The sequence below is a fragment of the Streptomyces sp. NPDC002698 genome (assembly GCF_042888945.1).
Classification (GTDB): domain Bacteria; phylum Actinomycetota; class Actinomycetes; order Streptomycetales; family Streptomycetaceae; genus Streptomyces.
In genome coordinates this window covers 17215-28887 of record NZ_JBIAQM010000064.1, presented here as the reverse complement: position 1 = coordinate 28887, position 11673 = coordinate 17215, and the positions used below count along the sequence as shown (strand labels likewise).

The window sequence follows — 11673 nt, the reverse complement described above, 5'->3', positions numbered from 1 at the left end:
CCCCGCCCCCCCCCCCCCCCCCCCCCCCCCCCCCCCCCCCCCCCCCCCCCCCCCCCCCCCCCCCCCCCCCCCCCCCCCCCCCCCCCCCCCCCCCCACCGAGGCGACACCCTCGCCTCCGCCCTCCTCGCCAACGGCGTCATCGAGGCCGGCACCAGCATCAGACTCGGCCGCCCCCGAGGCATCTTCTCGGCCGGTGCGGAGGAGCCCAACGCGGTCGTCCAGATCGAGGCGCCCTTCCCCGAGCCGATGCTCCCCGCGACCACCGTCGAGCTCTACGACGGCCTGGTCGCGAGCAGCCTCCCCGGCCAGGGCCGCCTCGCCGGCGAACCGGACCCCGCCCGCTACGACGCCGTACACGCCCACTGCGACCTGCTGATCGTCGGCGCGGGACCGGCCGGTCTCGCCGCGGCGGCGGCCGCCGTCCGCAGCGGAGCCCGTGTCATCCTCGCCGACGACCGACCGGAGCCGGGCGGCAGCCTTCTGGGCACGGCCGAACACCTCAACTGGGTGGCGGATGTCACCGGGCAGCTCGACAACGCCCCCGAGGCGCGCATCCTGCGCCGTACCACCGTCTTCGGCTACTACGACGACAACCATCTCCTCGCCGTCGAACGCCGCACCAACCACCTCGGGGCCGACGCCCCCGAGCACGTCTCCCGCGAGCGCGTCTGGCGCATCCGGGCGCGTCGCGTCGTCCTGGCCACCGGCGCCCACGAGCGCTCGCTGGCGTTCGCGGACAACGACCGCCCCGGCGTGATGCTCGCCGCCTCGGCCCGCACCTACGTCAACCGTCACGGTGTGCTGCCCGGCCGCCGTGCGGTCGTCCTCACCACCAACGACAGTGCCTACGACGCGGCGCTGGACCTCACCGCCGCGGGCGTGGACATCGCGGCGATCGTCGACACCCGTCCCGCACCGGGGGAGTGGGCGGAGCGCGCCCGGCAGGCGGGTATCGAGGTGATGGCCGGGCACGCCGTCACCGGCACGAAGGGCGACGCGCGGCTCACCGCGGTGACCGTCGCCCCGTACGGAGAGTCCGAAGGACAGCGGGAGTTCACCGTCGACCTGCTGCTGGTCTCCGGCGGCTGGAACCCGGTGGCCCACCTGTTCAGCCAGTCGGGCGGCACGCTGCGGTACGACGAGGCACTGGGCTCCTTCGTGCCGGACACCTGCCGGCAGGCGGTCGAGGTCGCGGGCAGCGCGAGCGGTGCCCTGGATCCGGCCGAGGTCCTGGCCCAGGGCGCCGCCGCCGGTGCCCGCGCGGTCGAGGCCGAGGGCTACACCCCGCAGGCGCCCGGCCTGCCGGCGGTGGCCGCACGGCCGCGGCAGACGCCGGCGATGCACGTGTACACCGTCCCCGGCGCTCCGGACTCGCCCCGCTTCGTCGACCTCCAACGCGACGTCACCGTCGACGACCTGGCCCGGGCGACCGGCGCGGGTCTGCGCTCGGTCGAGCACACCAAGCGCTACACGACGGCGGGCACCGCCAACGACCAGGGCAAGACCTCCGGGATCCTGGCCGGCGGCGTCGTCGCCGAACTGCTCGGCGTGGACGTCTCCGCGCTCGGCACGACCACGTTCCGGCCGCCGTACACGCCGGTCTCCTTCGCGGCGCTCGCCGGCCGTGACCGCGGCGCCTTGAGCGACCCGGTCCGCACGACCGCCCTCCACGAGTGGCATGCCGCGCACGGCGCCCTCTTCGAGAACGTCGGCCAGTGGAAGCGCCCCTGGTACTACCCGCGGGACGGCGAGGACATGGAAGCCGCGGTCCTGCGCGAGTGCGCCGCCGCCCGCGACGGCGTGGCCTTCATGGACGCCTCCACCCTCGGCAAGATCGACGTACAGGGCCCGGACGCGGGCGTCTTCCTCGACCTGCTCTACACCAACATGATGAGCACCCTGAAGGTCGGCATGATCCGCTACGGCGTGATGTGCCGCCCGGACGGCATGGTCCTCGACGACGGCACCGTCACCCGCCTCACCCAGGACCGCTTCCTGGTCACCACCACGACCGGAAACGCGGCCGCCGTACTGGACTGGATGGAGGAGTGGCTGCAGACCGAGTGGCCCGAACTGAAGGTCCACTGCACATCCGTGACCGAACAGTGGGCCACCGTCGCCCTCGTCGGCCCCCGCTCCCGCGACGTCCTCGGCGCGCTGGCACCCCGACTGGCCGTGGCCAACGACGACTTCCCGTTCATGGCATGGCGGGAGACCACCGTCGCGGGCATCGGGGCCAGGGTGTGCCGGATCAGCTTCTCCGGCGAACTCGCCTACGAGATCAACGTGTCCCCCTGGGAAGCACTCACCCTGTGGCAGGCACTGCACGAGGCCGGTTCCCCGTACGGCATCACCCCGTACGGCACCGAGACCATGCACGTCCTGCGCGCCGAGAAGGGTTACCCGATCATCGGTCAGGACACCGACGGCACGGTCACCCCGCAGGACCTGGGCATGAGCTGGGCGGTGTCGAAGAAGAAGCCCGACTTCATCGGCAAGCGCTCCCACGCCCGCGCCGACACCGCCCGCCCCGACCGCAAGCACCTCGTCGGCCTGCTCCCCGTGGACCCGGCCTTCTTCCTCCCCGAGGGCACTCACCTGGTCGCCGACAGCGAGCTGCCTCCACCGCCCGTCCCGATGCTCGGCCACGTCACCTCCAGCTACCGCAGTGCCGTCCTCGGCCGGACCTTCGCGCTCGCCCTGATCAAGGGCGGCCGTGACCGCATCGGCGAGCGGCTGTACGCCCCCGTCGGTGACCGGCTGGTCCCGGTGACCGTCGCAAGCCCCGTCCTCTACGACCCCGAGGGAGCCCGCCGCGATGGCTGACACCGCCCTGACCGCCCCGCTCCGCAGCCCCTTGTCACAGGCCGGTGACCGCCTGGCCGCCGTGACCCGCACGTCGGGGGGCGCGATCCGGCTGGCCGAACTGCCGTTCCTGGACCAGGTCGACGTGCGCCTCGACGCCAAGGGAGCGGCGGCGGACGCCGTCGGGCTCGCGCTGGGCCTGCAACTGCCCCTCGAACCCGACACCGTTGTACGCGCCGGGGAGCTGACCGTGTTGTGGCTCGGTCCGGACGAATGGCTGGTGGCCGGCCCGACCGGCAGTGAACGGGACCTGGAGCGCCGGATCCGGGAGGCGGCGGGAGACGAGCCCGTCTCCGTCACCGACGTCTCCGCCCAGCGCACCACGATCCTCGTGACAGGTCCCCGCGCCCGCGATCTGCTGGCGCACGGCTGCGCGCTGGATCTGCATCCGAGGGCCTTCGGCTCCGGCCGTTGCGCCCAGACGACCCTGGGCCGCACGCAGGTCGTCCTGGTCGCCCGGGACGAACCCAGGGCCGGGTTCTGGGTACTGGTCCGTTCGTCCTTCGCCGGCTATCTGGCGGACTGGTTGCTGGACGCGGCGACGGAGTACGTCTGAGCTGAGGCTGATCCTTTGGAGTGGACACCCTGACAATGGATCTTGATGGTCCAGGGAAGGGTGTCCAGGCGGGACGCAAGTCTCCGCATCCTCCGTATCCGGAGGAGTTCAGGAAGGACGCGGTCGCGCTCTACCGCGTCGCGGGCGGCAAGCGCACCTACGCGGCGGTGACGGCGGACCTCGGTATCACCGCCGAGTCGCTGCGGACGTGGTTCCGCAAGGAAGACGAGTCCCAGGCACTGCAGGCACTGCCCGAGCGCCGCGAGGCCGGCGGTAGGCCGGCTGAGGAACCGGCCCGGTTGCGGGCGGAGAACACCCGGCTGCTGAAGGCGGAGAAGGAGTGGCGGTTGGAGCGCGAGATCCTGCGCCGGGCAGCCGCCTGTTTCGCTCGGGAGGTGAAGTGAGCCCCCGCCGCCGGGACTTCATCTCCGAGAATCGCGCCGCCTTCGGCGTGAAGCGGATCTGCCGGGTCCTGGGCGTCTCCCGCTCCGGCTACCACCAGCACCGGGCCGCTGCAGACGCCCGCGCCGAACGAGCCGTCGAGGAAGCGCGAACGGTGTCGGAGATCCGACAGATCCATGCCGACCACCAGGGCGCCTACGGCGCCCCGCGCGTCCTGCCGAACTCCGCTCCCGCAGGAGAAAGATCAACCGCTGGGGGTACCCCCGCTTGCGGGGGAGCGTGAGCAGACTGATGAGAATCAACCGCATCGTCGGACGGCACCTGCGGCGCAAGAAGCGCACGACCATTCAGGACAAGACGGCCCCGCCCGTGCCGGACCTGGTGATGCGTCACTTCACGGCGGACATGCTCAACCCCAAGTGGTGCGGCGACACAACCTACGTCGCCGTCGGCTCGACCTGGCTGTATCTCGCCACGGTCGTCGACATCTGCTCGCGGCGCGTGATCGGCTGGTCGATCGCGGACCACATGCGGACCTCGCTGGTCACCGACGCACGCTGTCACTCGTCGCGTGAAACCTGGTGTCCGCCTCCGGGGATCAACCTCACCTTCGCCCTGCTTCACCAGTTCAAGCGCCTCGCCGTCCGCTGGGAACGCCGCACCGAACTCCACGACGCCTTCGTCTCGTTGGCCCGCGGACTCATCCGCTGGAGGCGGCTTCAAAAGCCCAAGAACGGCTGACCGGTGTCAGGGCGGGCCAGGGCCCCAGCGGGCTGCTTCAGTGCGTTGGTACTCTCCGCATCCAGGGCGAGGCGGGGGAGATGATCGTGGGAGCGGAGCCGTCGAGTCCTCCGAGCCGCCGGTTCAGCGGAATTGGCTTTGGCGTCCTCTTCGGCGGGCTGACCTCAGTGGTGACCATTGCTGCGATCGGGAGGGCGTGGGCTGCTTGTGACATCGGCAGCAGCGCAGGAGCCAACGGCATGACGTTGCTGTTCCTTGCGCCGCTCATATGGATCGCCGCTGCGGTTCCGTGGGTGATCCTGCACAGCACCCTCGGAAGACGTCATCGCAGGACAGCCTTGATGGCAGGACTCATCTTCACCTTGTGGTTCACCTGGTTCCTTGTCACCTGGCTCGGGATGCCGGACTCCTACCCCGCCCCGTCTTGCCCGGGCAACGTCCCACCCTGGTGGCCGAGCTTCATCCCGGCATGATTCCGGCATGGCTTGTGAACGACCTTGGTACCGGCAGCGGCAACCTACTCAGCAGCGCCCTCGACCAGCCGCTTCACGCCGGCAAGATCGTGTTACGAGCTTTTAGGAACGGGGTTCGAGCAGTTCCAGGGCGCCGGTTTCGGTGTCGTAGCTGCGCAAGGTAGTGAGCCGGACCGACACCGGCGGCGCCGGCAGCAGCCCGGGGATTCGCCGGTCGGCGAAGGTACCGGCCCTCCGGGTCCGGCCGAGGGTGACGTGCGGGCTCCAGCGTCCGGGTTCGTGGAAGGGGTTGAGGGTGGCGGGTGGACTGTCTGAGGCGACCGCCTCCCACACCCGGCGGTGCAAACTCGCCAGGGCGGAGTCGAGGTCCAACGCCCAGGCCAGCACCGAGGTGGGCTGTTCGAAACGGACCACACCGGTAAATCGCACCGGTAGCGGCAGAGCCGCAGCCACCTCGGCGAGCTCCCAGCGAATCGGAGCAGTCAACTCCCCGCAGGCGGCCAAGGTGAGGTGGGGACTATTGGTCGGCGATTGATGGCGCGCCTGAGAGGGCAGCCCCGCATCCGCTAGCCGCCGCCAAGCCTCCCGGACAACCAGGTCCGCCGCCTCATCCAGCAAAGCCTCGACCGTGTGCACCGCCGCATCCTACCGGCGCCCCCTTGCGGTTTCGTCGCTGACAGCCCTCTGACCAGCGGCTCGACGCATAGATCGAAGTTGGACTGGCTGAGATGTTGCCGGGTGTTCATGCTTCTATGCGCAGCCAGGCGTTGCCTGCGCGGAGCCAGAGGGAGTTGTTGCGGCTTTGGCCGCAGCGCACCGCATGCCCGTTTCACCGAGGCCCAGGGCCAGGTCAGCGGCACCCGCCTGTTCCTGGAGATCCACGAGCGCGGCTACCGGGGCAGCCGCCAGGTGGTTCGCAAGCACCTCGCCGACCTGCGGGCGGGCACCGCCGAGCCGGTCCGGGCCGACATCCCAGTCCGCGCAAGATCACCTCCTGGATCATGCGGCCCCGCATCACCCTCACTGAGAGCCAGGACAAACGGCTGCTGGAGGTCCGGCTCGCCTGCCCGGACATCACCCGGGCCTGCGACCTCGCCCGCACATTCGCCGATCTCGTCCGTCACCGGCGCGGATACCTTCTTCTGGAGTGGATCCGCCAGGCAGAGCAGGACGCTCCGAAGCCGATGCAGGGCTTCGCCGGCTCCCTCCGCCAGGATCTCGACGCCGTCACCGCCGGCCTCACCCTCCAGTGGAGCTCCGGTGTCGTCGAAGGCTATGTGAACCGGGTTGAGACGATCAAGAGGGCCATGTACGGACGAGCCAGTTTCCGACTGCTACGGACCCGAATCCTCGCCGGCACGTAGCCCCGGGTCGGTCAGGGACTCCAACCGGCCGTCACCCGCTCGGCCACCGAGAAGTCGGTCCCGCAGTCCGGACAAGCGGCTCGCCCGAACAGGTAACGGACGCCATGAGCCAGGCCTTCCTGCCCGTCCGCCATCGCCCGGGTGAACAACCTCCGCGGCAGTCCTTCCAACTCCTGCACTCGCGCCGGTTGGAGGGGGGACTTCTGCACCTCTCGAAGCGCGTAGTCCTCGGTGCAGCAGAAGAAGTCGTTCTGCCCGATTACGACGAACACGTCGACGCCGCAGTACGGGCAGTCGACCTCGTATTCCCCGGTCTGCAGGCCGTCCAGGCAACGATCCCAGATCTCAACGCCCTCGAAGGAGAGCAGGGTCTGCAGCAGGTTCACGTATTCCTCGGCCTCGACCGTCTGGCTCAAGCGGCGATCAGTGAGGCCGTGCAGAACCGCAATCGGAGCCGAGAAGACCGTGAGAGGGCTGTCGGGCTCGGACAGCCCAGGCGAACAGGCAGCGATTGCTCCCGCCGCCAGCAGCACCCAGCTCAGCGTCTCCCGGCTGCCAGCGGTCGCGACCTCGGCCAAACGCGGAAGAGCTGCGAAGCTGGCGGTGAAGGCGGTATCCAGCTGCGGACACAGGTGGTCCATCAGCTCGGACCACTCACCGCTCGGGTCGGCCTCGAACCGGTCCAAGAGACCAGGCACATGTTCCGCGGAACCGCACGCGTCAGTGAGCCTCGACCAATCCGTCATGCGTTCATCCAACCAGGCGGCTCCGGACGGACCGCACCGGGCCGAGCGACTCCAAGATCCTTCACGCAACTGCGGTCAGAGCCCCGAACCCCGGCCCTTCAGTGCCAGGTCAAGTGACTCATCGCTTCAACCAGATCCGGTAGTGGCCGTTGTGCTCGACGAAAGGCACGGTTCGCAGCAGGTGGGACCGGACGTCGTTACTGGCGCTGTGGAAAGGCAGGGCGGCGAGAAGACGGTAGTGCGGATTCCCTTTCAGCGCGTCCGTGATGACGCCGTTCACCCGTGGGTTGGTGAACCCGTCGAGGACGACCAGGTCGAATTCGCCGTTTCGCAGCGCTTTCCAGTAGGCATCGGTGCCGGTGTGGCGGACGCCGCGCCCGTCCGTGTACTCCATGCCGAAGACGCTCTGCCACTGGCGGTGAGTCGTCCTGTCACGCAGGTAGTAGACGGGTACCTCGGGCGTCGAGCCGAGGTAGTGGCCCTTGCGGTTCACGTGGGAGGAGATCGTTCGGATCATCGTCGAGGAGTCGGGCCAGCTCGCGAAGCGCCAGTCTGCCTGCGAGATACCGATGCACAGCGTTGCCGACCACAGGGCAATACCGAGGTGGGTGTGGCGAAAGTGCGCGCCCACCAGTCGTGTCAGGCCCACGCCCGCCATCGGGGCGGCGAAGAGGAGACCGAAGCCGACATGCTTGAACAGCGCCACGACCGTCCCCAGGTGCATTTGATACGCGGGCGCGAGCAGCGCTGTGGCGCACATCAGCGCCCCGAGCAACGACCGCTGTACGCGTCCCGGGCCGCTCGACCCAGGAGCGAACGGTGACCCGTGCAAGCGATAGCGCCGGGCGTACGAGATCCCGCCCGCGACTGCTGCGAGGAACAGTGGTCCGCCCCACGCGATCGACTGCTCGAGAAGGAACACGGCCCCGTCGGAACCATGTTCACGGTTGGTCGTGGTCTGGCGCACTCCTGCCGACAGATCGGTGCTGTACATGCCTAGCACAAGCAGAGCACTCATACCGAGCACAAGCAGCAAAGCCCGGAGGAACGCGCCGCGGCGCCGATGCGGCAGTGCGGTGAGCAGGGCCAGCGCGACGATGGTGGGCAGGTAGAGGCCGGCCGCGTACTTCACACCGACAGCCAGGACGGCGACGGGCGCGGCGAGGAGCACACTCGGAGCGGACATCCCAGCGGTGCGTACGACGATCCAGGTGGCCGATGCCAGGAGGAACACGGCGGGTGCGTCGTAGGTGGCCAGGTGCCCCATGACGATGGTCGACTGCACCACGGAGAACAGACCTGCGGCGGCCAACCCCGCCCGCTCACCGAAGAGCCGCCGCGTGAACGAGTACAGCAGCGCGGTGGTGCCCAGCATGAAGAACAGGCTGAGCATGCGCGCGCCGGACAGCCCGAATCGGCTGTCCACGACGGCCGCGAGTACCGGGTACAGACGTGGCGAGCCGGAGAAGTACGCGGCGTAGTCGGTCTGCACCGCTGTCCCGTGGAGCAGGTGGCTCACTTCGGCACGACCGGCTGTGAGGTAGAGAGCCTCGTCCTGGAACACCGTGTTCGACAGTCTCAGTGAGAGTGCCGCCTGGAAAGCCAGGATCGTCAGCAGGACGGTCCGGCTGATCCAGGTGCGCCGCCGACATCCGGCCGAGCTCCGTGCGACCGTGGGCGCCTTCGGCAGGTGGTGAGCCGGCGCGTGGTGGTCGTCGACCTGTGCGGGGGCGGGGGAGAAGGTTTGGGAACCGTGCTGCGTGGGTGTCATCGGACCCTCCGCACGTCGAAGCCGTAGAGGTCGTCGGCGCTCAGACGCCGGAACTCCGCGACGCCCTCCGGGCTCGCGTCCAGCCGCCAGTCGGCGCGCGCCTTGTGGTCGAACCAGGCGAACCCGACGAGGCCGGGGGAGGCGGTGACTCCGTGGAACAGGGCACGCACGTCTTGAGCGCGGTGTCGGCCAGGCATGGCGGCGGTCTCCAGGAGGAGCTGCGGCTTTCGGCTGAAGCGTGCGAGCTCCGTCAGGGTTGTTTCGAACAGGCCGTCGAAGGAGTGAGGGTCCCAGTCGGTGAAGTAGCCGATCAGACCGACCCAGTCGACGTACGCGTCGCCGGGGTAAAGGGGGCTCAGATCCTTGTGCGTGCCTGGCTGGACGATGTTCGGTGACCAGGTCCAGATCACGTTGGTGGCCCCGGCGGCCTCGAAGACATCGTGGACGTGACGCCAGGCCCTGACGTACTCCTGTGGGGTGGTCTCGGTGGTTCCCCACCGCTCCCAGTCGCCGTTCATCTCGTCCGCGAAGCTGATTGCGATCGGGATGTTCAGTCTCCGGACCGCTTTCGCGTATTCCCGGAGATAGCTGTCGGACGCACCGTCGGCAATGCGGGTGAGCGTCGTGCCGTGCGGCTCCCAGGAGACGACTGTCATCGCCCCCGAGTTCCAGGCGTTGCGCGTGCCCGAGGCATCGAAACTGTCGCCCCAGCCCGCGTAATAGACGATCAGGTTCGGCTGTTTGCCGACCTTCCGAGCCCAGTCGAGCACCGGCTCCATGGAATGTGGGGCTTCGGGCCGGGACACTCCGAAGTACTTCTTCGACGGGTGCAACAGCGGGCCTACGTCGTAGGGCGAGGCATCGGCGGCCGCCACGGCACCGCCATGGCGGCCTGCTGCGGTTGGGGCGCAGGCGGACGCTGCGGGCACGAAGGCGGTGAGAGACATCAGCGCGACGACGGCAAGGGCGCGTGTCATGGGGTTCCCATCGCACGAGGCTGCAGCAGGGCTCTCGCGACGACCGCAGCGTAGAAGAGTCCGGACGAGAGGAGAACGACGAAATCGACGGGGTCGAGGGTGAGTGTGCGCCATGCGGCGGATCCGACCCACAGCAGGGCGGTCCCGCCGCCCCACGACCACATGCCGATCCGATGCCGCTTGGTGCCGCTGAGCTTCGCGCCGCAAGAACCGGTTGCCTGCCAGCCCACATGCCGCCCGCGCAGGATGTCCCAGATCGCGAAGGTGTGCGCCCAGCCGTACATCATCCGCGCGGCCCAGGCCTCGAGGCGGTAGGGAACCTTGTGCCACAGAGGGAAAACAGTGGTCGTGTACAAGACGCTGGGCAGGACCAGCCACAGGGTCTCCACGGTGGGTTTCTCCGGGAACGCCAGCAGGAGCAGAATCGGAATGAGGGGAGCGACGAAGGTGAACAGGGCCGTGTGGATGTAGTAGAGGAAGCCCGACAGGTAGCAAAGCCTGCTTGAGGTCCGCATCTTCGCCCGCCAGAACTTGGAGCTGCACAGCATGCTCATCGAGCCGGCGCACCAGCGGTATTGCTGATGGAAGAAGGAATCCGCGCTGTCGGGGCACACGCCTGCCGACAGCGCGATCGGGACGTAGCGCAGATCCCACCCGAGATTCCGCAGGTCGAAGCCCGTGTGGACATCCTCCGAGTGCTCGATGAGCGTAGTGCCGCCGTTTTCATGCAGTGCCGCCCGCCGGTAGACGGCGCAGCTTCCGACGCAGATGGCCCCGTCGTTGCTCTGCCGGGAGACTTGGACAGCCCGGTAGAAAAGCTCCTGGACGGCGCCGGCACCCCGCTCGATCCAGTTCTGGGCGTCCAGCACACGGAAGTACTGAGGGGACTGGACGATGGCGAGACGCTCGTCTTCCACCAGATACGGAAGAAGTTCGTGGAGCAGATCCGCGCGCGGGGCGAAATCGGCGTCGAGAATAAGGATGTACGTGCCGTGGGTCCGCTCGAACCCGAAGTGCAGATTGCCGGCCTTCTTGAACCAGCCCAGGTTGCTGCGGGTGGCGTAGCGGAATCCGAACTCATCAGCCATGGACCGCAGTTCAGGGCTGGCCGAGTCATCCAGGACGAACGGCTCGCAGACCCCCGGGTAGTGGGCTGCCAGCGCACGGACATGGGTCCAGGTGTTGTGCAGGATCTCGACCGGCTCGCCGCACACCGGCAGGAAGACATCGACCGACGGGTAGACATCGGGGCGCCAGGAATCCACGAGCTTTTGGTGGCGTGAGAGGTCGAAATCGCGGCTGAACAGGTTCACCCAGAGCGAGATCAGGTAGTAGAGGACGGTGAATGCCAGAAGCGGGTAGAAGAACCGCAGCAGTGGCACCGAGGAGAAGAGTCGGAACTGGCTCAAGGCGAGGCAGCTGATACTCACCAGCGACGCAACTGTCAACACCCATAGGCGGCGGCCGACATAGGAATACTTTTCGGAATCCGACGGTGGTACCGGCAACAGGTCCGAGTCGCTCGATCCGCGGGGATGTCGCTCATGGGCCTGTCGGTTTTGTGCGGCCGACCGTACCGCACGGACGGATTCAACTGAACTCATGCAAGTCTCCCGCACCAACCGCCTCGTAGGGGTCGAGGCCAATATGCCGGAACCATAGGGTGAGACCTACGGTCACCACGGATAACGCGGTCGAAGGCAGTGATGGTTAACTCGAAATAATGAGCGTCTTCAGCGTTGTCCCTCCAGGGTGAGGACCAGGGCTTTGGCGTAGT

8 protein-coding genes and 2 pseudogenes are annotated in these 11673 nt (G+C 68.5%); 5 read left to right on the top strand and 5 right to left on the bottom strand.

Annotated elements, in window-relative coordinates; translation table 11 throughout:
* Nucleotides 1-94: 94 nt before the first annotated feature.
* The 4 genes and pseudogenes from ACFYW9_RS39970 to ACFYW9_RS39955 all read left to right on the top strand — a co-directional run.
* Nucleotides 95-2827, top strand: a pseudogene (locus ACFYW9_RS39970) (FAD-dependent oxidoreductase); the annotation flags it as partial.
* Complete coding sequence (locus ACFYW9_RS39965; protein ID WP_389159929.1) at nucleotides 2820-3422, top strand: sarcosine oxidase subunit gamma; 603 nt, start codon at nucleotides 2820-2822, stop codon at nucleotides 3420-3422. The pseudogene ACFYW9_RS39970 and the gene ACFYW9_RS39965, both read left to right, overlap by 8 nt.
* A 35-nt stretch (nucleotides 3423-3457) precedes the next feature.
* A pseudogene (locus tag ACFYW9_RS39960) lies at nucleotides 3458-4379 on the top strand (IS3 family transposase); the annotation flags it as partial.
* A gap of 425 nt (nucleotides 4380-4804) precedes the next feature.
* Nucleotides 4805-5038, top strand: coding sequence for a hypothetical protein (locus ACFYW9_RS39955; protein WP_389159927.1), 234 nt, complete (start codon nucleotides 4805-4807; stop codon nucleotides 5036-5038).
* A 102-nt stretch (nucleotides 5039-5140) separates the two neighbouring features.
* Here the strand turns inward: ACFYW9_RS39955 and ACFYW9_RS39950 are convergent, their stop codons facing one another.
* On the bottom strand, nucleotides 5141-5674 hold the full coding sequence (locus ACFYW9_RS39950) for a 2'-5' RNA ligase family protein (protein WP_351875442.1): 534 nt from the start codon (nucleotides 5672-5674) through the stop codon (nucleotides 5141-5143).
* Nucleotides 5675-6039: 365 nt separating this feature from the next.
* On the opposite strand from ACFYW9_RS39950, the gene ACFYW9_RS39945 reads away from it, so the two are divergent.
* Nucleotides 6040-6402 carry a transposase gene (locus ACFYW9_RS39945; protein WP_389159925.1) on the top strand — a complete coding sequence of 121 codons (363 nt, stop codon included), beginning with the start codon at nucleotides 6040-6042 and terminating at the stop codon, nucleotides 6400-6402.
* 11 nt (nucleotides 6403-6413) lie between these two features.
* Here ACFYW9_RS39945 and ACFYW9_RS39940 read toward each other — a convergent pair whose 3' ends face one another.
* From ACFYW9_RS39940 to ACFYW9_RS39925, 4 genes are all read right to left on the bottom strand, one after another.
* Nucleotides 6414-7088, bottom strand: a complete 675-nt coding sequence (locus ACFYW9_RS39940; RefSeq protein WP_389159923.1) for a hypothetical protein — start codon at nucleotides 7086-7088, stop codon at nucleotides 6414-6416.
* A gap of 178 nt (nucleotides 7089-7266) precedes the next feature.
* On the bottom strand, nucleotides 7267-8919 hold the full coding sequence (locus tag ACFYW9_RS39935; protein ID WP_389159921.1) for an ArnT family glycosyltransferase: 1653 nt from the start codon (nucleotides 8917-8919) through the stop codon (nucleotides 7267-7269).
* Nucleotides 8916-9896, bottom strand: a complete 981-nt coding sequence (locus ACFYW9_RS39930; RefSeq protein WP_389159919.1) for a glycoside hydrolase family 26 protein — start codon at nucleotides 9894-9896, stop codon at nucleotides 8916-8918. The genes ACFYW9_RS39935 and ACFYW9_RS39930 overlap by 4 nt, the downstream gene beginning before the upstream one ends.
* Nucleotides 9893-11500 carry a glycosyltransferase family 2 protein gene (locus tag ACFYW9_RS39925; RefSeq protein WP_389159918.1) on the bottom strand — a complete coding sequence of 536 codons (1608 nt, stop codon included), beginning with the start codon at nucleotides 11498-11500 and terminating at the stop codon, nucleotides 9893-9895. Before ACFYW9_RS39925 ends, ACFYW9_RS39930 begins: the two co-directional genes overlap by 4 nt.
* Nucleotides 11501-11673: the final 173 nt, after the last annotated feature.

Coding starts and splice junctions, on each gene's coding strand:
- ACFYW9_RS39965 (WP_389159929.1), top strand. CDS start 2,820: ATGGCTGACACCGCCCTGACCGCCCCGCTCCGCAGCCCCTTGTCACAG.
- ACFYW9_RS39930 (WP_389159919.1), bottom strand. CDS start 9,896: ATGACACGCGCCCTTGCCGTCGTCGCGCTGATGTCTCTCACCGCCTTC.
- ACFYW9_RS39925 (WP_389159918.1), bottom strand. CDS start 11,500: ATGAGTTCAGTTGAATCCGTCCGTGCGGTACGGTCGGCCGCACAAAAC.
- ACFYW9_RS39955 (WP_389159927.1), top strand. CDS start 4,805: ATGACGTTGCTGTTCCTTGCGCCGCTCATATGGATCGCCGCTGCGGTT.
- ACFYW9_RS39935 (WP_389159921.1), bottom strand. CDS start 8,919: ATGACACCCACGCAGCACGGTTCCCAAACCTTCTCCCCCGCCCCCGCA.
- ACFYW9_RS39945 (WP_389159925.1), top strand. CDS start 6,040: ATGCGGCCCCGCATCACCCTCACTGAGAGCCAGGACAAACGGCTGCTG.